This window comes from Streptomyces sp. NPDC043854, assembly GCF_056436005.1.
This window is the reverse complement of sequence record NZ_JBWKDK010000005.1, coordinates 180,757-202,037: the sequence shown is the minus strand read 5'-3', so window position 1 is coordinate 202,037 and position 21,281 is coordinate 180,757. Positions and strand designations below refer to the sequence as shown.

Genomic DNA, 21,281 nt, shown 5'->3' with positions numbered 1-21,281 from the left:
TTCACGTGCACCACCACGGAGATGTGTGAGGCGCTGAGGCCGGCGACCGCCGCGGGAGGATGACGCCGGATCTGCGCCCGGTGACGGAGACAGCGGGGGTCGACTCCGAGCTGATCGACTGCTCGTCCGCCCGCCGCCAGCGGATCAAGCAGGCGCTGGAAGGCATCCACCGGCCGGTACGTCGCCAAGCACGGGAGGCTGCCCGGGGAGCGCCCGAGCCACGGCCTCGGCCGGTGGGCGGCGGGACACCCGCCGGGAGAAGAAGGCGCCGAACCCTTGGCCGGCCGCGCGCGTGACGGCGGACGCGGCCGCGGCTTGCCGCCCGGCCCGGACGGCTGCATCGCCGACGACCAGGTCCTGGCCCGCCACGGGCGTCAACTCACCGCGCCCCAGGGAGGAAGCCGCCGGCCCCGCAGCCACACACCAACCACCCGCGGAACGGCACGGGCCCGAACCGATCGAACACCACGCTCCTCCCCCACCGGCCCGACCCAACGCCTCGCACACTGGTGCACGCCTCTGCCGCCGACCAGCCGAGGACAGACGTCAAGGAATTCTTGACAAGTCGGCCGCGTCAAGGTTTCCTTGACACATGTTGATCTTGCGTTCAAAGGCCCGTCACCGGCAGCTCTTCCCAGCCACCCCATCCATGACCGCCGCGCTGCCGCTCGCCGTGAGCCTGCCGGCGATGACGGTGACATTCGGCGACCAGCTCGGCACCTTCGCCACCATTGCACTGATCGCAGCGAGCCTCGCAATCATCGCCTGCACGGCCGGCCTGACCGCCCGAACGGCCCGCGACTCCGCCGAGCAAGCGCGCCGCGACGAGGCAGTCCTCGACGCCCTCGAACCCCTTGTCGGACTGCGCCGATGAGTACCGAACCACTCCTCCGCCCGGCGGAGACGGAGCGGATCCGGGAAGGGATCGCCGCAGCCGTCCTCGACGCCCCCGAAGGGCTGGCCGACTCGCTCGAACACGACCCCCACGGGTATCTGCGCCTGCTGGACGCCTCCCGCGTCGGCGCCGAGGAGGCGAGCCGGCTGCTGCGCGAGGCCGTCCAGGGCGCCAGAGCCGCCGGCCACAGCTGGGACACCGTGGGCCGCGTCCTGGGAGTGAGCCGCCAGGCCGCCCAGCAACGTTTCGCGGCCAAGGCCGCAGACTCGGGCCCGCCGACACCGCACACACCGGGCCCGAACACCCCGAAGCGCCGCACCCTCAGCGGTTTGACCGCGTTCAACGAGATGGCCGCACTGGAGGAGGCCGGCCGCGACGGCTGGCACATGATCGGCTACGGCCCCTTCTTCCACGAGGTGGAGGCATCCGGCCACCCCTGGGAGCACTGCCGGGTCACGCTCCCCTCCATCGCACGACACCGGCGGATGCAGTCGGAAGGCTGGATTCCGGTAGGCGCGGGATGGTTCCCATGGCGGTATTACAAGCGGCCTGTCAACCCCAGCACCTAGTACTGCAATTGCGGTTGGGGTGACGAGGTCGTAGATGGCTCGTTCGTCGCGGCGGGGCTGCGGCCCGACGCTGCAGCGTCTGGAAGGACAACCGGCCTGCCTCGGTGTCCCACACGACCAGATCGCCGTCCAGGACCAGGCCGCCTGGCAGCTGCTCCGCGGCCGCCGCCAGGTCGGGGAAACGGTCCTGGACCAGCGCTCCACGCCGGGTCTGCACCAGCACGCCGCCGCCCGGCCGGGGTGAACAGCAGCGCCCTGAGACGGCGACGGCGGTTGGAACCCCCTTGGTCAGGTTACCGGTTTTCGGCTTGCGCCCGGCTGCGGTACCGGTCCAGCACGTCCTGTCGCAGTAGGTGGCCGAAGCCAGCCGACTCCAGTCGGAGGCCGAGCTGGGCCTCATCTATGCCGAGTTCGGTGGCAGTGTCGGCGAGACGCCAGTCGTGTGCGGCGAGGCGGTTGAGCAGGTGGCCGCGACGGACCTGGTTTTCTGAGAGCCGGAATGTCTTGAGGTAGACGGTGCGACCGTGTTCGTCGGTGATCGCTTCGCCGATGTGGTTGTCCTGCCTGGGGCGGAACGCCGGCAGGAACCGGGCGAGTGTGAAGCGGTCCATCCGCCGGACTTGCTGCCATGTATGGGCCTGTTCCAGCAATCCGGCCGCCATGGCCGTGTCGTGGAAGCCTGCCCACTGCGCGGTCTGCTGCCTTGCAGCTGCCCGGAGTTCGTCGAGCGACCGGACTCGGTGGTCAGCGATGCGGGCCCGGAAGCCCGTCACTGGCGGCATCAGGGTCGCGTAGTGGTAGACCAGGTCGCCGTAGAGGTCCTGCACCAATGTGGGGTGCAGGGTGCGGTAGTCCTCCGGGTGCGGCACGACGAAGGCCGCGGCCAGCGCGTCAGCGAGATAGACCAGGACGCCGCACTGACCGGGGTGGATCTCAAAGACGCGCAGCGCGTCGGCCAGCCCCGGCACGTCCGTCCCCAGGTAGGCCGCCTCCACGCGCGGGGAGAGCCCCTGACGCAGAGCCTGTCGCGACCACTCCTCCCACGCGATGGCGGGCCCGCCGAAGTGCAGCGCGAGATAGCCCTCCAGCGCGAGGTGGAGCGGCAGGAAGCGCAGCCGGTGCTTGGCCTCCCGCCGCGCCATCCGGCGATGGAACTGCAGCCGCAGCGCCGCGACCGGCTGCTCCGGATATCCGCTGGTCAGCTGCGTGCCGTAAGCGGCGGCCGGTGAGCCGTCCGTGGTCCACTCCGCGACGAAGCCGTGCGGGATGTAAGAGAGGTAACTCTGTCTCCCGGCCAGGTCAACCGCGCCCGGCCCGCCGTAGACCTGCGGATGCAGACGCAGATCCTGAACGGGCTCGGCTCGGACCAGCGGCACCAACCGTACGGCGCCCCACACCTGAGCGGGGCGTGTCTTCAGCCCGTCGAGCAGCCCGGGCCGCGTCACTGGCGGGACCGAGGCCAGGCCGTGCGACATCATTGTGGACTCCTTTCCGACCGCCGCTGGGGTGTCGCGGGGAGCTGGGCCCCGCGCGCGTCCAGGTAGGCTGTCAGTTCAGCCAGCCCGGTCCGGCCCTCGGCAAATTGCGCAATCTCGACGAGCGCGGGCAGGTCTTCCGCATCGCGGATACCCGCGGTCGGTACACTCGCCGACAACCGGCGGACGTCGAAGCCTGCGGCGTCATAGACCGGGTTGAGGTGGACCACGCTGGTCCGGCGGTCCGGGTCGAGTCGGGTGCGCCAGACACGGAGCACTTCGCCTGCCAGCCCTGGAGGGGCATTGTCCCAGCCGTCGGAGACGATCACCAATCGTTCCGGGGCAGTCCCCAGGCCGTCGAGGATCCGTTCGCCCAGCGGGGTAGGACCGACGGGGTGCGCCAGGATCGCGTCGCTGCGGCCGGAGGTCCACAGACCGGTGTAGCGGTCGGCGAGTGCTCCAAGAAGATAATGGCAGGCCAGGGCCACGGCGAGCGGCCGCTGTCGCTTCACTCCGGAACCGTAGGAGGAGAAGCTGTCATCCAGGACGGCGGTCACCCGGCCCCAACGCCCCCGGTGCTCGCCCGCGATGCGCACGGCGGCTGCCCGCAGCGCGCCGGTCAGCTCCTCGCGGCGGGCGACCCTCTCCGCAGCCGGAAGGGAGAGTACGTATCCGGCGAGCCGGGTGAGCGGCATCCGGGACAGGTCTGTCCTGACAGCCTCCATGGCCGCAGGGCCATGTTCCTGCGCGGCCTGCTGGAGCCGCAGCGTCTCCAAGCGGGTCAGCCGCGGAGCGATACGCTCCAGAAAGACGCTGCGCGGGATGCCGTGCTTGGCCGCGAAGCCCTCGGCGACGGTGTAGGGGAGCTCGTAGACGGCGGCCTGCTCGTAGTGGGCGCGGCGCCAGGTCTCCAGGATCGGCGTGTCGTAGTGGGCCCGGCTCATCGGCGCGAACAGGAACGTGCCGAGCTCCGCGTCGCCAGGTGCCAGATGCGCGTGTCGCAGCGCCTGCTTGAGTCCGTTGCGATACTTGACGGCGTCGAAAGCCAGATCAGGCCGGGCGGACAGCCAGTCCCGCAGGAGGGCACGGGTGCGGCGGTTGTTGACCCCGGAGCGACGCAGGGATCGGAAGAGCCCGTAGACGCGCTGCGGTGGCAGCAGGGCCAGTCGTCCGGCGATCAGGCGGCCTTCGCTGCGGCGCTGGTCCGCGGTCGCCTCTGCGGCGGTCTCCAGCAGGCGTCGGATGATCAGTGCGGCGTTGTAGTCGTTGATGTCGAGCGCGAGCACACCCGCGTACAGGTCGCGGTAGTTGCCCAGCATGTAGGCGTGCAGGAAGTCGAGGGAGAGTCGCTGGGCACCCTCATCGGAGTGGAACTCGCGCTGGCCAGTCGCGGTGATCGCGGCGTTGACGAACAACAGCACATCGTCGGCCGCGATCAGATCCCCGAACGACTCCATGCCCGTGTCCGCTCACTTGTGGCTGCCCTTGCTGAGGCCGGCCGGGGAATAGGGGCACGAACTGCGAATCATTGCTTCAGAGGCAGGTTCCGGAAGTCGCACCGAAGTCCCGCGGCCGGCACCGGGACGGTAACACAGCGCAGGTCGCGGGCTTCAACGGAATAGCCGATCATCCGGAAACGACACGAGCGACTGAACCCGACCAAGCCTTATGAGACGGATGCGGAGGAGAACCCGTGACCGGGTGCGCTCTGGTCGGGCTCACAGGCGTCGGCCACGGGGGTTGGGGCGTGGGCGTCAGCCCGTGGTCATGGTGGGTGCGAACACCGCCACCCCGGTGCCGAAGCAGACGATCAGCCGGTCCTCGTCCCATGCCAGCGCGGTGACGGGCTCGGGCAGGTGAAGTGAACCCAGCGGTGTGTCCGAGGTGCAGTCACGGATGTGGACCATGCCGTCCGACCCGCCGGTGAAGGCGATGATCCGGTGGCCGATCCGGCCGAGGGCGACAGCGACCGGGAACTCGTGGTCGTACCGGAACTGCAGGACGCACTGACGCATGTCCAGATTCCACAGGCGGAGCTCGCCTTGCCTCGGACTCAGTGCTTCAGTGAGGGCAAAGGTGCCTTCCGGGTACTCGCCCACGGCCACGGACGCGACGTCCAGGCGGTGACCGTCCAGGCGGAAGGAGCGGCTGCTGTCGCCGAGGTCCCACACCTTCACCTGCCCGCAGGGCGCTGTGGTGACAGCGACGGGCCGGCCCTGGATCCGGGTTGCGGCGACGGCCTTGAAATAGGAACGATCGCCGTCGAAGAGGCCTTTGCGTTCCTCTCCGGACGCGATGTCCCACAGTTGGTTGGGGTAACCGCCGCTGCTGATGACCCAGGGTCTCCCGTCGAACTGGGTGACCGCGACATCCCACACCCAGTCGCAGTCGAAGTCGCAGTCGGTGACGATATGGGCGAGCTCCTGCCCGGACGCAGGATCCCAGAGGCGTACGTCCTCCTGACCGTCGCAGGTCACGACGGTGTCGCCGTTTTCCGTCCCCGCCACGGCCAGGCTCCTGAGCCGATATCCGACGCCGATATCCAATGGCTGTCCGATCGCGGCTCTCCTACGGCACGGTTGCGCGCAGCCTGCCGTCATTGCCGCCCGTGAGCAGGACGGGCGGATCCTCGACGGTGTCCAGGTCCCATATCTGAGCGCCCTGTTCGATACCACCGACGGACCCAGGAGGGTGACCGGCGGTGCAGGCTCCCGCCTTCGCAGCGGGTTCTGGTCGCGTTGGTGTACCTGCGGAAGAACGACACCCTGCAGCAGGTGGCGGCCGGCTTCGGCATCAGCGTCAGCACCGCACATGCCCACGTACACGCGACGGTGCAGCACCTGGCCCGCCTCGCCCCTGGCCCGACCGCTGCACTGCGGTCGGCCGATGCCCGGTACGTCCTGCCGGACGGCACCCTCGCCGAGTGCGACCGGGTCGGCGACAGCCGAGGCGACCATTCGGGCAAGCACCGCCGCCATGGGGTGAACCTGCAGGTCATCACCGGACCCGACGGCACGCTCGTATGGATCTCGCCTGCCCTGCCAGGCCGTGTCCATGAATCCCCCTCTGGGCCGACAAGGCCTATCAGGGAGCGGGCGACATCGCCGCCGCACCCCACCAGAGGAAGCCCGGCAAAGACCTCACCGTCAAACAGCGGTCCGCCAACCGGGCACACTCCCGACTCCGCCGGCCCGTCGAGACAACGATCGCCCGGATCAAGACCTGGCGCATCCTCCGCAAAGCCCGCTGCAGCCCCACCGGACTCACGTCAATCGCCAGAGCCATCCTCACCCTGGAGACTCATCGCTGAAAACGCTCACTGAGCCTCACCTACGGCGGCGACAAGCTGCCGAAGACACTACTGTCCTGCTCGACCTCCCTGGAGCAGATCCGAGAACTGATCGATGCCGGGTATCCCTACCTTGCCGTAGTGTGCGGACGGGAATGGGAACTACGCGAACTCCGCACCGGGCACTGGCCGATGTTCTCCCGACCGACGGACACTGCAGCTGCGCGTGCGGAGATCGCCACAGACTGAGCGCGCGCCGGCTGAGCATCAGCCACTGAGTGAAGCCTGGGCGTCATGGTCGGGGACGGCGAGACCCCATTCGAAAGGTCATGATCGGGTCCGGCTGGCAGCGGCGCCGCGTTCATTTCTTACCTGCAGGCAGCCCTGACACGGGATCGATCACCGCCCGCGAGCAGTCCAGCTTCTTCGCGACCTTCAGCTTCGTCAGGAGCACCAGGTGCGGCTGGTCCCGGACGCCCGCCTCGTTCCAGGCGGCCAGACGACGCCAGCAGGTCATGCCGGAGCCGAAGCCCAGCTCCTGGGGCAGGCACTCCCACTGGATGCCGGTGTGTAGAACGAACAGGAACCCGCACAACGCCTGCCGGTCTGGCACCCGCGGGCGGCCCTCCACCTGCTTCGCCGCCGGCTCCGGCAGCAACGGCTCGATGACCGGGCCGGCCAGACGTAATCCTCAGCCGGAGCGGAGGAATCCTGACCGTTCGTAGCGGCACGAATTCGACCTGTAGCATTTAAGTGAATCCTCGACTGAATTTCAGTCAACAATCCCTGGTTGATTATTTCGATTCCATAACGCCGCCACCTGGAAGGCCTGGACCTTTGCCTGCGGCGTGTCCAACTGCGCATCCTATGAAGGAAGTTGATCTGTCATCAGATCGGCGGTCAAGGTAACGCTCTGGCATATCGAGACCCATTCCCGTTTGTCCGAATTCTCCACCTGGCCTGTCTGGCAGGCTTCCGTGCACCTACTCCTCTGACCAAGGATTTGAGGTGCGCATGACGGATTGCCGCCGGAGGGGAAATGAACACCGGTGCACGCCACGCTGGTTGATACGCTTCACAGCGGCCAGGGCATCGGAGGCCGTGATATCGGGGGTCTCGCCTACTCCGGCCTCGGCGCCGACGCCCAGGCGGGGACGACCGCACGGGGCGGAGCCGCCGAGGTGCTGACGTCGGCCGCCGCACCAGCCCGCGATGCGGAACCCGAGCCCATCGTGGACGAGCCCGCCGACCACACGGCGCGAGGCATGGTCTCCGACGGCTGCCAGGCCGCCGAACTGCTCGCGCCTCAGGGCAACCCGGCCTCGACGGGAAGCGTCCGGGCAGAACGTCCGCGCCGAGGGCTGGCAGTTGGCCGGCATCCGAGACGGGGACCGGCGGCCGAGTCGTCCTGGCAGCCGGTAGCCGTCACCGGGCCGCGGCCCTGGCAGTGGCCAGGCGGTGCGGTGGCGTACGCGCGCCGTCGAGGGCTGCCGGCGTCCGCTGACCTGCCCCTCGCACAAGGTCGGGCCTCTCCCGTGCGCAGCCTGACGGCTTCCCCCGTCGGATGCGCATGGGCGCGGGAAGAAGGCCCGGCTGTACGGCCGGACTGCACCCGGGACCCGTTGAGTTACGAAAGGACCTGATGAGACACCGAGGGATCGAGCGGCGGCGCCTGCTGCCCGGGCTCGCGGCGTTGTGCTGCATGGCACTTGCTTTCGCCGGGATCAGTTCGGTTGCAAAGGGGACCGTCGCGGAATCAACCGGCTCTGCTTCGAAGGAGGCGGTCACCACAGCTGCCGGGCCGCTGCCCTATCCGACGCGTTCCGACTACCGGATCAAGGGCATTCAGCCTGACTTCTGGCCGAACAAGGACGAGATCTCCGGCAACAACGCCGGTGGTGTGTCGATGAACCTGCTCTGGGCGCAGTGGGAGCCGGGCGTCAAGGCTGCTCCGTGCGCCGCGAGCGAGCAGGAGTACGACGGCCACTGCTTCACCGTCCCGGCCGAGGTGGACTCGGCCGTCAAGGAGTGGAGCGATCGCGGGCTGGTGGTCACCGCCATCGTCTACGGCACCCCTGCATGGGCACGCCAAGGGCGCCCCTGCTCACCCGCCTCGCCGGGGTTCGAGATCTTCTGCGTCCCCAACGATCCTGCCGACTTCGGGCGTTTCGCCGGCATGCTGGCCCAGCGTTACGACGGGCAGCATGGTCGCGGCCGGATCGCCGACTTCGTGGTCAACAACGAGGTCAACACCAACGACTGGTTCGACATCGGCTGCGGCCAAGGGGTGCCGTGTGACGCCAGCGCATGGCTCGACCAGATCGCGGCCAACTACAACGCCGCCTACGACCGCATCGCCGTCGAGCAGCCGACCGCCAAGGTGCTGACCTCGCTGGACCACCACTTCGGCCGGGAGTTCGACCGCCCGGCCGACCGCAACGCGATGCTGTCCGGCATGACGGTGCTCGAAGGGCTGAACGCCCGGGTGGGGTCGCGCCGGTGGCAGGTCGCCTATCACCCCTACCCGCCCAACCTCTCCGGCTCTGCCTTCTCCGCCGACGACTACCCCAAGGTCACCTACGGCAACCTCGGCATCCTGCTGGGCTGGCTGCGGCAACGGTTCCCGGACCGGCCCCATGCCTGGACGGTCCAGCTCACCGAGAGCGGGATCAATTCCGGTCAGCGGTCCAATGAGGCGGATCAGGCGAGCATGGTGTGCTGGAGCCTCCACAACGTGCTCGGCACGCCGGGCATCGAAAGCTACATCTACCACCGGATGCAGGACAATCCGCATGAGGGCGGCCTCCAGCTCGGTCTTCGCAGGGCGGACGGCTCGGCCAAGCCCGCGTGGGCGACCTGGGCGCTGGCGAACCGCAACGACCTCTCCCCGGCCCGGCTCTCCTGCGGGTTCGAGCACCTGCCGTACACCGTGCTGCGCCGGGGCTCCAACCCCAACCGGGGCCATGCCGCCTCGTCCCGGGCGCTGCCGCCCGGGTTCACCACCGAGGCGAACTGGCATCTGTTCCGCAACGAGCAGCCCGGTACGGTCATGCTCTACGAATGCAAGGTGGGCGAGCACTCGATGCTGACCCGGGACCCCGGATGCGAGGGCCAGTTCCCCCTGGGGCCCGTCGGCCACATCCACACGAGCCAGGTACCGGGGTCAATCCCTCTCTACCGCTGCTACATTCCCACCAGCGGCGACCACTTTGTATCCGCTCGAGCCGACTGCGAGGGCCCCTACACCAGGGAGTCCCTGCTCGGCTACGCGATCCCGTGAAGGGTTCTCGTCTGCTCCGTCGCCGGGAGCGTGCCGTCGGCATGGGGGTTGGCTGTCAGGAGGCACGAGCCGCCTGCGTCCCTGACGTCGACCAGCCCGGCTCCCGCACACTGCCTTCGTGGCAGCCCTTCCTGGCCAGCAGACACCCCAGGCCACAGCCTCATGCACTGGGCACGAACCACCGCAGTGCCCCGTCGACCCCATCAAGGCTCTGCGCTGGCAGCCCGGGGCCGAGCCAGCCAGCCCCTCACGCGTCTGCACGGCGCGCGTGCATCCGGTCACCCCAAAGACTCAAAATCACTCAACCAGGCGAATTTTCCCGGAGGATTAATGCGTAGATCCAAAGGACTAACCGTAGCCCTCGTATTTTCACTCGTCGGCGCCGGCATCGGAGTAGGGGTGGGAGGGATGCCGAAGGCATCCGCTGTAACACCGCCTGTGGGGTTCACTGCCGACAGCCTGCCCACCTGGCAGACGAACGGCATCGTGTGGGCCATGGCCCAGGCGAACGGCGTCGTCTTCGCCGGCGGCACCTTCTCGGTGGTCCGCCCACCGGCCGGGACTCCCGGCTCGGAGCGAGAGGCAGTGAACTTCATCGCGCTCGATGCCGCCACGGGTAATCCCACTTCATGCAACCTCTCCTTCACGATCCGGGCGGGTACCGCCACCGTGCGCGCCCTGGCCGTCTCGAAAGACAAGAAAACCCTGTACGCCGGTGGCTACTTCGGCGCAGTCAACGGCGTCAAGATGAGCAATGTGGCCGCCATCGACATCGCCACCTGCAGTCCGAAGTCCAGCTTCAGGCCTGAGGTGAACGCCACTGTACGGGCGCTGGCCGTCACCAACGACAGGGTCTACCTCGGCGGCGACTTCACCTCCGTCGCCGGCCAGGCCCGCCGCTACTTCGCCTCCGTCACCACCTCGGGCGCGCTGCACCCCTGGACGGCCAACGCCGACGCGACAGGCAGGGCGGTCGAGGTGACCCCGGACGGAAACAACGTCCTCCTCGGCGGCGACTTCTTCAAACTCAACGGCGCCGACTCCCACGCCCTCGCCGTCGTCAACAGCAACAACGGAACCCTGACCCACAACTATCCCCTGGGCTTCTTCGCCGCCTCCACAGTGGTGAAGGACATCACCACCGACGCCACCAGTTTCTATACCGCCAGCGAGGCCGTCGGAAGCCAGGACGAAGGCCGGAGCGCGATCAACCTCTCCGACTTCCGTCAGCGCTGGCGGGACCCCTGCAAGGGTGCGACCCAGGCGGTCGAGGTCTACAAGGGTGTGGTCTACTCCGCATCGCACGCACACGACTGCAGCGGCATTGACGGGTTTCCCGAGCAGGCCAATGGGGCGCGCCAGCATCTACTCGCCCAGTCGGTCAACGCCCCGGCGCTGCTGGGCTGGACCCCCGATACCAACAACGGTATCGGCAAGGGAGTCGGACCACGCGTCATGACCACCGTCTCCAAGGACGGCACGGACTACATGTGGGTGGGCGGCGAGTTCACCAAGGTGACCGGCACCTCGACCAGCACCTACGCCGATCAGCCGCAGCAGGGCCTGACCCGTTTCGCCAGCGGCCCGGACACCGGCGCGCCGGCGGTGCCGCAGGAGGTCAGCGCCTCCAGTACCAGGCCGGGTGAGGTCGATGTCCGCTGGACGTCCAGCTTCGACCACGACGACAGCAAGCTGACCTATCGCGTCTACCGCAACGGCTCCAGCACTCCCATCCACACTGTCACCGGCTCCTCCATGTACTGGAAGCGCCCCCAGCTGACCTTCACCGACACCGACGTCAGACCCGGATCCACCTACACCTACAGGATTACTGCAACCGACGGCAGCAGGAACACCAGCGCCCTGTCCGCCCCCGCCACAGTCACCGGGACCGCGACAGCGCACGTCGCCCTCCACCGCTGCTACAACCCGGGCAACGGCGACCACCTCACCACCACCAACCCCAACTGCGAGGGCTACCCCAACAAGGACGGCCGCCTCGGGCACATTCCCGCCCCACAAGCCCCCGGCACCGTTGCTCTCTACCGCTGCTACAACCCGGGCAACGGCGACCACCTCACCACCACCAACCCCAACTGCGAGGGCTACCCCAACAAGGACGGCCGCCTCGGCTTCATCTACACCACCCAGGTCGGCGGCTCCGTCCCCTTGTACCGCTGCTACAACCCGGGCAACGGCCACCACCTCGACACCACCAACCCCAACTGCGAGGGCTACCCCAACAAGGACGGCCGCCTGGGCTACGTCATCCTGTGAGAGTCCTTTCCATCTGTGATACCCGTTTATCCTCTTATGCCGTTTTCCTATGTTTTGTGGCTGACGGCAGATGTAGTGCGGGGGCCGGTTGAGCTGACAGACGGAGGTAGGAACAGCTGCCTGGGACGGTGGGGGAACCAGCGTGCTGGACGGGGCGGAGAAGGAGCGTGCGGCGGCCTTCCGGGTGGCCGGGGACAGGGACACGTATCTGGCCGGGCATGTCGGGCTGCGCCTGCTGCTGAGCGCGTACCTGGGTGTTCCGCCGGTGGACGTGCCGCTCAGGCGGCTGCCGTGTCCGTTGTGCGGGCAGCCGCACGGGCGTCCTGTGGTGCGCGACAACCCGGTGCACTTCTCGCTGTCCCACAGCGGCGGCCTGTGCCTGCTCGTTTTCGCGCCGGCACCGGTGGGCGTGGACATCGAGGTGGTGCCGGCTCTTGAGGTGGCGGAGGACGTCGGAGGGGCTCTTCATCCGCAGGAGACGGTCGCCGGAGGGATGGTCCGGGCCCCGTGGATCAGACGGGCGGGCTGGTGGCGGTGACCGTCTGGGGTTCGAGTGCCTCCTCGCCGTAGAGGTCCTGCACCCAGTTGGTCTGGTAGACGGTTTCGAGGTAGCGCTCGCCAAGGTCTGGGGCGATGGCGACCGCGGTCACCTGCTGTTCCTGCCGGTCCAGCCATCGGGCGGCGCCGCTGACGACCGTGCCGGTGGACCCGCCGAAGACGAAACCGTGCCGGGCCATCCGGTGGCACGTGCGAATGGTCTCGGCTTCGCTGACGTGTACCACCTCGTCCACGTACGAGGCGTCGAGGAGCGGGGGACGGACTCCGCTGCCGAGGCCCGGGATCATACGGCGCCCGGGGGTGTGTCCGAAGGTGGCGGAGCCGTCGGCATCGACCGCGACGATGCGGACCGGGCGGTGCCACGTGCGGAAGTACCGGGCGCACCCCATGAGGGTCCCGGTGGTGCCCGCCCCGACGAAGAGGACATCGAGGTCGGGAAAGGCGAGGGCGATGGCCGGTGCGGTGGTGCGGTAGTGGGCGAGGGGGTTGTGGGGGTTGGTGTACTGGTTGAGCCATATGTACCTGCTGTCCGAGGCGCACAGCTCCCGGACGCGGTCGATGCGGGCGCCGAGCAGACCGCCGGTGGAGGAGGGCTCGGTGACGACAAGGATCTGGGCGCCGAGGGATTCCATGAGCAGCCGGGTCGACAGGTTGCAGCGGGAGTCGGTCACGCACACGAACCGGTAGCCCTTGCTGGCGGCGATCACGCTCAGGGCCACTCCGAGGTTGCCGGACGAGGACTCGACCAGGATGGAATCGGGGCTGAGCAGGCCGTCACGTTCGGCAGCCTCGACCATGGCACTCGCGGCTTTGAGTTTGACGGACCCGGCGAAATTGAATCCCTCGCATTTGAGGAACAGCCGGCACCCGGTGATCTCCTTGAGGTCGACGTAGAGGTCGTCCTGATTGAACTCCTGGGGGGTGGATATGACCGTCATGGCCACCTCCTCGTATGTGCTCAAGGCGTCTGCTGTCGTCTCCCGTGCGACAGCGACTCGGACAGGACGTCGCCTCGCGTGACGTCCTTGCAGTCCCTCCAGTACGCGGGCTGAACGCGGCTCTGTCATGCCACTCGATGTCGGGGCTTGACGTCGGCCACGATCACGGATAAGTGCGCGAATCGTCTGCCGGAGCGGGAACGATGCCCTCCTGGCAGCTGGACGACGACCGGAACTTTCGCTCATTACTGCTCCGGGTGCGCAGCGTCAAGCCACGAAATTCAGTGTCGTGACGGGCATGCGCAGGCGGCATCTACTGGTGGGGCTGCATCACGAATCCGTCCTGAATGTCTGAGGCATTTCGAGGCGGAAACCGCATGCCCGCACAACAATCGATTCCGAAAGATATCCCGGACAGCGGAATGCGCGTATTTGGAGGTGGATGACACATGTTTTTGTCGACCGGTGACCCGATGAGAACTCGCGGCACTGAGGCCGAGACCGCACGGCTCCTGACAGAGGTTCTGGCCGGTGTCGTGGGCGTGGAGCATGTGTCGGGCGACAGTGACTTCTTCGATGATCTGGGCGCTGATTCGATGGTGATGGCGCGATTCTGTGCCCGGATCAGGAAGCGGGCGGACCTGCCGCCCGTATCGATGAAGGATGTCTACCGGTACCCCACGGTCCACGGCCTCGTCTCCGCGCTCACCGCCGCCGCGCCCGCGGCTGCGCCCATGCCCGTCCAACCGTCCGGCCAGCAGTCAGTCCGGCCATCCGACGGTTCGGCCGTCCCGGCGTCGGCACCCGTGCGCACGCCCGCGTCCGCGCCGGAGGGCAGGAGGGCGGCGCGGGCGGGCGCAGGGCAGCACCTGCTGTGCGGCATGCTGCAGTTCCTGGCGTTCCTCGGTTATTCCTACGTCGCCGCCCTGGCCACGGTCCGATGCTACGAGTGGGTCGGCGCCGGCACCGGTGTCCTCGACGTGTACCTGCGGTCGGTGCTGGCGGGCGGCATGATGCTCGTCGGCCTGTGCCTGGCGCCGATCGCGGCGAAGTGGATCCTCATCGGTCGTTTCACGCCCCGGGAGTTCCCCGTCTGGAGCCTGGGCTACGTGCGCTGGTGGCTGGTCAAGACCCTGATCCGCATGAGTCCTGCCCGTCTGTTCACCGGGTCGCCGCTGTACGTGGTGTACCTCAGGGCGCTGGGCGCACGTATCGGCCGCAACGTTGCGATCTTCTCCACGCATGTCCCCGCCTGTGCCGATCTACTCACGGTCGGTGACGGTACGGTGATCCGCAAGGATGTGTACTTCTCCTGCTACCGGGCTCACGCGGGTCTGCTCCAGACCGGCTCGGTCACCCTCGGCAAGGACGTGGTAGTCGGCGAACAGACCGTCCTCGACATCAACACCTCGATGGGCGACCGGTCCCAGCTCGGGCACGCATCCAGCCTGCATGCCGGCCAGTCCGTCCCCGCGGGTGAGCGCCGGCACGGGTCGCCGGCCGAACCCACCGGCACGGACTTCCGTACGGTCGGGGCCGTCGAATGCTCCACGGCCAGGAAGGTCCGCTACACCATCGGTCAGCTGCTCGCCCTGCTGCTGGTGCACATGCCGCTGGTCACCGGCGGTGTCGCCGTACTGCTGAACGAGCTGCCGCAGCTGAGCACACTGCCCGGGTCCGGGGCACCGGAGTTCACCAGCCAGACGTTCTACCTGAAGGCCCTGGCCGTGTCCTTCGTGCTGTTCTTCGGCGCCGCTCTCGCCGGACTGATCATCCAGGGCGTGGTTCCGCGCCTGCTCCATCTGGCGCTCAAGCCGGGCACGGTCTATCCGCTCTACGGCCTCCACTACGGCCTGCAGAGGGCCATTGCACTCCTGACCAACAGGAAGTTCTTCACGACACTGTTCGGGGACAGCTCCGCGATCGTCCACTACCTGCGCCATCTCGGCTACGACTTGTCCCGCGCCACCCAGACCGGTTCGAACTTCGGCACCGAAGTGAAGCACGACAGCCCGTTCCTGAACTCTGTGGGCAGCGGGACGATGGTCGCTGACGGCCTGTCACTCATCAATGCCGAATTCTCCAACACGTCCTTCAGGCTGTCCCGCGTTGCGATCGGGGCCCACAGTTTCCTCGGCAACCGCATCGCTTATCCCTCGCAGGCCAGGACCGGTGACAACTGTCTGCTGGCGACTAAGGTGATGGTCCCGGTCGACGGAGAAGTCCGGGAGAACACGGGTCTGCTGGGCTCGCCCCCGTTCGCCATCCCGCGCACGGTGATGCGCGACACCCGGTTCCGGGACCTGGAGAGCGGCAGCGAGCTGCGCCGCCGCCTGGCCGCCAAGAACCGGCACAACGCTGCCACAGCGGGGCTGTACCTGATGGCGCGATGGATCCACGTCTTCGCCGTGACCCTCGTCGTCCTGGGCGCCAAATCCCTCTTCCCTGCGCTGGGCGCTGCGGCGATCACTCTGGCCGGTGTGCTGGCACTCCTGTTCAGTGTTGCCTTCTTCGCGCTGATCGAACGGGCAGCCACGGGATTCAAGCCCCAGGTACCGCTGTACTGCTCGATCTACGAGCCGTCGTTCTGGCGGCACGAGCGCTTCTGGAAACTGGCGTCGTTCGACTACGTGCAGGTGTTTGACGGAACCCCGTTCAAGAACGTCGTCTGGCGCTTGCTGGGCGCGCGCATCGGCAAGCGGGTGTTCGACGACGGCTGCTTCTGCCCGGAGCGCACCCTCGTCACCATCGGGGACGACTGCACGCTGAACGCAGGCACAGTGGTCCAGTGCCACTCGCAGGAGGACGGCGCCTTCAAGTCCGACCGCACCACGATCGGTGACGGCTGCACCCTCGGAGTGGGCGCGTTCGTCCACTACGGCGTGGTGCTGGAGGACGGTGTCGGCCTCGCCTGCGATTCCTTCCTGATGAAGGGCGAGCAGGTCCCGCGAAGGGCCCAATGGGGAGGAAACCCGGCCCGGCAGATGCCCGTCGGCACCCCGCTGCCCGCGACGCCGCCGGCACACCTGGCTGGCACCGCGCCCACCCACCCTGGCCTGCTCGGCGAAGCCTGACGCCCGTCCGCACCAGCACCAGCACCAGCACCAGCACCAGCACCAGCACCAGCACCAGCACCAGCAAAGGAGAGACCCCCATGTCACTCAAGGCAACCACCGGCAGAGAGTTCTGGCACGGCGTCCTGACCGCCGGCGGCGGCGCCACGCTCCTCCCCCGATGGACGCGGGTACCGGTCGCGGGCATGGCCGAGTACGAGGCGCCGGTCCCATCCGGCCGGGTCGCAGCAGTGCGCCGACTGGCAGACGACCTGGCGGTACCGCTGAACTGTGTGCTGCTGGCCGCGCACGCGAAGGTGCTGGCTGCGCTGAGCGACGAACAAGAGGTCACCACCGGTTACGCTGCCGCCGTCGGCGGCCGGCCACTCCCCTGCCGACTGACGGCCGGTCCTGGCTCATGGAAGAGCCTGCTCTACCGCACCCGCGACACCCTCGCGCACCTGCAGGCGCACCGGGACTTTCCCCTCGACCGTCTCCGGCGTGAACTCGGCCTGACCGGAACACCCTTCGAGACGGTGCTCGATCCCCACGGCATCAGCGCCGACCTCCCCGCAGCCCACGACGAGCCGGCCGCGGAGCCGGTCCTGTGGGTGGGCTTCGCATCCCACGGCGACGACCGGCTGATACTGCGGCTGCGCTACCGCACCGACGTCCTTGACGCGGACTGCGCCGCCCGGATCGCCGGGTACCACCTCACTGCACTCGCCCTGATCGCTGCCGACCCCGATGCCGATCACACAGGTCAGAGCCTGTTGTCGGCCGAGGAGCTCCGGTTCCAGCTTCACGGGCTCGCCGGGCCGGGCCGAGCCCTGCCCGAGCACCGGGTGCACGAGCTGTTCGAGCAGCGCGTACGGCAGCACCCGGACGCCGTCGCCGCCCAGCTCGGCAACCGGAAGTGGACCTACCAGGAGCTCAACGCCCGCTCCAACCGCCTGGCCCGCGCCCTGCGGGCCCGAGGACTGCAGCGTGAAGGGGTCGTGGCGGTGGCAATGGAGAGGAACCTGGATTGGCTGGCCGCGGTCCTGGCCGTGTTCAAAGCCGGCGGCACCTACCTGCCCGTCGAGCCGTACCTGCCCGCCGAACGCATCAAGGCCATGTTGGCCCGTGCCGGATGCAGGCTCGTGGTGACACAGCCAACCGCTGCCACCGCCCTCGGGCCGGCCCTCGCCGCCCAGCCCGCAGTCCAGAAGCTGTTCGTCGACACCGCCTACGACCAAGAGCTCTGTGCGACCGATCTCGGGATCGACGTCGCACCCGACCAGCTGGCCTACATCTACTTCACCTCCGGCTCGACGGGCGAGCCCAAGGGGGCCATGTGTGAACACGAAGGCATGCTCAACCACCTCTACGCCAAGATCGACGATCTCGGGATCGGTGCAGGCCAGGTGGTCGCCCAGACCGCGCCCCAGTGCTTCGACATCTCGCTGTGGCAACTGCTCGCCGCGCTGCTGGTCGGCGGACGGACCCTGCTGATCGAGCAGGAAGCGATCCTCGACGCCCCACGGTTCGTCGACACCGTTGCCCACGGCCGGGTCAGCGTGCTGCAGGTCGTCCCCTCCTACCTGGATGTCGTCGTGTCGCATCTCGAGCAGCACCCCCGGACGCTGCCGGACCTGCGCTACGTGTCGGTCACGGGTGAGCCTCTGAAGAAGGAACTCGCCCAGCGCTGGTTCGCCGTCCAGCCCCGCATCAAGCTCGTCAACGCCTACGGGCTGACCGAGACCAGCGACGACACCAACCACGAGGTCATGGCCCGCGCACCGGAAGCCGACCGGGTCCCACTCGGCCGACCCGTGAACAACGTCCACCTCTATGTCGTCGACGAGCACCTCAACCCGGTGCCGCTCGGCGCACCCGGAGTGATCGCCTTCTCCGGCGTGTGCGTCGGCCGCGGCTACGTCAACGACCCCGGGCGCACCCGGCCGACCTACCTTGCCGATCCACACCGTGAGGGCATGCGCCTGTACCGCAGCGCCGACATCGGCCGCTGGCGGCCCGACGGCAAACTGGAATTCCTCGGCCGCCGCGACAACCAGGTCAAGATCCGCGGGTTCCGTATCGAGACCGGCGAGATCGAGAACACCCTGCTCCGTGTGCCCGGGGTCCGCGACAGCGCCGTGGTGGTCGCCGAACGGCCCGACCACAGCACCCACCTGGTGGCCTTCTACACCGCCCCGCACCCCCTCGAAGCCGGCATCCTGCTGGACCGGCTGGGCGCGTCACTGCCCGGCTACATGATCCCCTCGGCGGTCCACTGGCGGGAGGGTCTCCCGCTGACCCCCAACAGCAAGATCGACCGAAAAGCCCTGACCGCCCTGGCCGCGCAGCTCCACGCAGCCGAGGACGAGATCCAGGCGCCCAGTACGCCCGCCGAACGACGGCTGGCGGCCGCGTGGACCAGCGTGCTCAGCATTCCGCAGGACGGGATCGACCGGCGCGACAACTTCTTCGACCTGGGCGGCACCTCCCTGTCGGCCGTGAGACTCGCCATCGCCCTGGACCGCACCGTGTCCCCGGCAGACGTCACCCGCCACCCCGTTCTCCACGATCTGGCCCGACTCCTGGACGACCCGTCCCCGTGATTCCCCACCTCACGGCCGGCCTCCCTTCGATGACCGGCCAGCCTCTTTCTCCTCCCCTCACCGAAAGGACGAAGACCATGTCGTTCACCACCCCCGCCCCGAGCAGCCCCGGCCTCGCGCCCGCTTCCGCGCCCGTGCCCGTGCCCGTGCCCGTGCCCGTGCCCGTGCCCCAGGTGGAGTTCCACCCCGGCACACCCCCGATACTGCACGTCCCCGATCCCGAGCCGGCCGACGTGCCGGCTTGGGCGGCCGAACAGAGCCGTACCTTGAGGGCGCTCGTCACCGAACACGGAGCACTGCTCGTCCGCGGGCTCGGCCTGGGCGACACCGGGCAGGCCGGCGCCGTTTTCCGCCGGCTGGCCCCCACCCTCATGACCGACAAGGAAGCCTTCGCTCCACGCCGGTCCTACACCCCCGGCGTGTACTCCTCCGCGGCGTGGCCGGCCAACCAGCCCATGTGCATGCACCACGAGCTCAGCTACGCCCACAACCCTCCGGCCCTGCTGCTGCTGGCCTGTCTGACAGCGCCCGCCACGGGCGGTGCCACCGCCCTCGCCGACTCCGCCACCGTCCTCGACGCGCTGCCACCGGAACTCGTGGAACGCTTCGAACAGGAGGGCTGGCTGCTCACCCGCACCTACGGCGATGACATCGGCGCCACCTGGGCCGAGTCGTTCGGCACCGACGACCCTGCGGTCGTCGAGGAGTACTGCCGCGCCAACGCCATCGAGTACGCCTGGCAGAACGACGGCGGCCTGCGCACCCGCCAGCTCCGCCCCGCCGTCGTACGCCATCCGTCCACCGGCCGGCGCTGCTGGTTCAACCAGATCGCGTTCCTCAACGAATGGACCCTGGCACCCGAGGTACGGGAATACCTCATCGACGTGTACGGCCCCGAAGGCCTGCCCTTCAACACGCGCTTCGGCAATGGCGACCCGATCGGCGAGGACATCGTCGAGCTGATCAACGCCGTGTACGCAGAGCACACCGTCCGCGAGCCATGGCAATCCGGCGACCTGATGCTCATCGACAACATCCGCACCGCCCACAGCAGAGAGCCGTTCGAGCCGCCGCGCGAGGTCCTCGTCGCCATGGCCGGACCGGAGCCCGGCACCTCCTGTCCGCCGGCCGCGGCCCCCGAAGGGAGCACCCCGTGACCACGTCCCGATCCACTGCCCCGGAGTCCGCCATGTCCGATCCGACCACCGTGCCCCCGGCCGCCGTACGCCCGACCACCGTGCCCCCGTTCGCCGTGATCGGCGGAGCCCAGGTCCAGGGCACCCTCCACGGCAGGGAACGCGAGACCGTGGAGCTCATCGAGGCGACCTACCGCCTTCACGCCGCAGGAGAGTCGGTGAACCCGCCGTCGTACTTCCTGCGCTTCCCCGACCGCCCGACCGCCCGCATCATCGCGTTGCCCGCATCGATCGGCGGTCAGGCGCGGGTGGACGGCCTGAAGTGGATCTCCAGCTTCCCCGACAACGTGCGGGCCGGCATTCCCAGGGCCTCGGCGGTGCTGATCCTCAACGACCACGACACCGGTTACCCGTTCGCCTGCCTGGAAAGCTCCATCATCAGCGCCACGCGGACGGCCGCGATGGCCACATCGGCGGCCGACACCCTCAGCCGGGCCCGCGGGACACGCCCGACCCGCATCGGATTCTTCGGAACCGGCCTGATCGCGCGCTACATCCACACCTTCCTCACCGCGACCGGCTGGTCCTTCGACGAGGTCGGCGTGCACGACACCAGCGCCGACAGCGCAGCCGGCTTTCACCACTACCTGCGCGCCACGCACACCAGCACCCGAATCACCGTCCGCGACAACCCCGAGGAGCTGATCCGCTCGAGCGACCTGGTCGTCTTCGCCACCGTCGCCAGCCGGCCGCACATCACCGAACCGGCATGGTTCGGCCACAATCCCCTGGTCCTGCACGTGTCTCTGCGCGACCTGGCACCCGAGATCCTCCTCGCCTCGTTCAACATCGTGGACGACATCGAGCACTGCCTCAAAGCCGACACCTCACCTCACCTGGCCGAACAGCTCACCGGGCACCGCGACTTCCTGACCGGCACGCTGCACGACGTCACAGCCGGCCGTGCGGCATTGGCAGACGACCGGCCGGTGGTGTTCTCGCCCTTCGGCCTGGGTGTGCTCGACCTCGCCATCGGCAAGCACGTCTACGACGAGGTCACCCGCACCGGGCAACTGCGCGTCATCGACGACTTCTTCCATGAACTGCACCGATTCGGCTGAGCAGCCGCTGGACGCCAGGGCAGCGATGTCCCCGTGCCGTGCACCGGTCAGGCGTACGTCTGGTACCTGCCCGAGGACTTGGGTCTG

The 21,281-nt window shown here is 68.4% G+C and carries 14 protein-coding genes and 2 pseudogenes; 11 read left to right on the top strand and 5 right to left on the bottom strand.

What is annotated here, in order from left to right; translation table 11 throughout:
• The first annotated feature begins 649 nt into the window (after positions 1–649).
• The 3 genes from AC068A_RS07280 to AC068A_RS07270 are packed head-to-tail and all read left to right on the top strand — an operon-like array spanning position 650 to position 1,708.
• Entirely contained in the window at positions 650–874 is a 225-nt protein-coding gene (locus tag AC068A_RS07280) for a hypothetical protein (protein ID WP_478581933.1), read from the top strand.
• On the top strand, positions 871–1,464 hold the full coding sequence (locus AC068A_RS07275; RefSeq protein WP_478581932.1) for a hypothetical protein: 594 nt from the start codon (positions 871–873) through the stop codon (positions 1,462–1,464). Before AC068A_RS07280 ends, AC068A_RS07275 begins: the two co-directional genes overlap by 4 nt.
• 34 nt (positions 1,465–1,498) lie before the next feature.
• Positions 1,499–1,708: a hypothetical protein gene (locus AC068A_RS07270; RefSeq protein ID WP_478581929.1), complete on the top strand. Its 210-nt coding sequence runs from the start codon at positions 1,499–1,501 to the stop codon at positions 1,706–1,708.
• Positions 1,709–1,757: 49 nt separating this feature from the next.
• Here AC068A_RS07270 and AC068A_RS07265 read toward each other — a convergent pair whose 3' ends face one another.
• The 3 genes from AC068A_RS07265 to AC068A_RS07255 all read right to left on the bottom strand — a co-directional run bounded on the left by AC068A_RS07265 (position 1,758) and on the right by AC068A_RS07255 (position 5,446).
• Positions 1,758–2,942 (bottom strand): ARPP-2 domain-containing protein, encoded by a 1,185-nt coding sequence (locus tag AC068A_RS07265; RefSeq protein ID WP_478581926.1) that lies wholly within the window; start codon positions 2,940–2,942, stop codon positions 1,758–1,760.
• Entirely contained in the window at positions 2,939–4,396 is a 1,458-nt protein-coding gene (locus AC068A_RS07260; RefSeq protein ID WP_478581923.1) for a hypothetical protein, read from the bottom strand. The genes AC068A_RS07265 and AC068A_RS07260 overlap by 4 nt, the downstream gene beginning before the upstream one ends.
• Positions 4,397–4,693: 297 nt before the next feature.
• Complete coding sequence (locus AC068A_RS07255) at positions 4,694–5,446, bottom strand: WD40 repeat domain-containing protein (RefSeq protein WP_478581921.1); 753 nt, start codon at positions 5,444–5,446, stop codon at positions 4,694–4,696.
• A 174-nt stretch (positions 5,447–5,620) separates the two neighbouring features.
• Between AC068A_RS07255 and AC068A_RS07250 the strand changes: the two are divergent.
• Positions 5,621–6,249: pseudogene (locus AC068A_RS07250) on the top strand (transposase); the annotation flags it as partial.
• 373 nt (positions 6,250–6,622) lie between these two features.
• On the opposite strand, the pseudogene AC068A_RS07245 reads toward AC068A_RS07250, so the two are convergent.
• A pseudogene (locus AC068A_RS07245) lies at positions 6,623–6,910 on the bottom strand (transposase); the annotation flags it as partial.
• 960 nt (positions 6,911–7,870) lie between these two features.
• Between AC068A_RS07245 and AC068A_RS07240 the strand changes: the two are divergent.
• The 3 genes from AC068A_RS07240 (at position 7,871) to AC068A_RS07230 (ending at position 12,323) form a co-directional block, all read left to right on the top strand.
• Entirely contained in the window at positions 7,871–9,508 is a 1,638-nt protein-coding gene (locus tag AC068A_RS07240) for a DUF5722 domain-containing protein (protein ID WP_478581918.1), read from the top strand.
• Positions 9,509–9,946: 438 nt separating this feature from the next.
• Entirely contained in the window at positions 9,947–11,785 is a 1,839-nt protein-coding gene (locus AC068A_RS07235; protein ID WP_478581916.1) for a fibronectin type III domain-containing protein, read from the top strand.
• A gap of 142 nt (positions 11,786–11,927) precedes the next feature.
• A complete protein-coding gene (locus tag AC068A_RS07230) occupies positions 11,928–12,323 on the top strand; it encodes a 4'-phosphopantetheinyl transferase family protein (protein WP_478581913.1) in 396 nt (131 codons plus the stop codon).
• Here AC068A_RS07230 and sbnA read toward each other — a convergent pair.
• The gene (sbnA, locus tag AC068A_RS07225; RefSeq protein ID WP_478581911.1) at positions 12,298–13,281 is read right to left on the bottom strand and encodes a 2,3-diaminopropionate biosynthesis protein SbnA; all 984 of its coding nucleotides are present in this window, start codon (positions 13,279–13,281) and stop codon (positions 12,298–12,300) included. The two genes, AC068A_RS07230 and sbnA, sit on opposite strands and share 26 nt — an antisense overlap.
• Positions 13,282–13,754: 473 nt before the next feature.
• On the opposite strand from sbnA, the gene AC068A_RS07220 reads away from it, so the two are divergent.
• From AC068A_RS07220 to sbnB, 4 genes are all read left to right on the top strand, one after another.
• The gene (locus AC068A_RS07220) at positions 13,755–16,355 is read left to right on the top strand and encodes a Pls/PosA family non-ribosomal peptide synthetase (protein ID WP_478581909.1); all 2,601 of its coding nucleotides are present in this window, start codon (positions 13,755–13,757) and stop codon (positions 16,353–16,355) included.
• Positions 16,356–16,435: 80 nt separating this feature from the next.
• Positions 16,436–18,937 carry a non-ribosomal peptide synthetase gene (locus AC068A_RS07215; protein ID WP_478581906.1) on the top strand — a complete coding sequence of 834 codons (2,502 nt, stop codon included), beginning with the start codon at positions 16,436–16,438 and terminating at the stop codon, positions 18,935–18,937.
• A gap of 77 nt (positions 18,938–19,014) precedes the next feature.
• Complete coding sequence (locus tag AC068A_RS07210; protein WP_478581903.1) at positions 19,015–20,094, top strand: TauD/TfdA family dioxygenase; 1,080 nt, start codon at positions 19,015–19,017, stop codon at positions 20,092–20,094.
• Between the two features lie 32 nt (positions 20,095–20,126).
• Positions 20,127–21,194 (top strand): 2,3-diaminopropionate biosynthesis protein SbnB, encoded by a 1,068-nt coding sequence (sbnB, locus tag AC068A_RS07205; RefSeq protein WP_478582127.1) that lies wholly within the window; start codon positions 20,127–20,129, stop codon positions 21,192–21,194.
• Positions 21,195–21,281 lie beyond the last annotated feature (87 nt).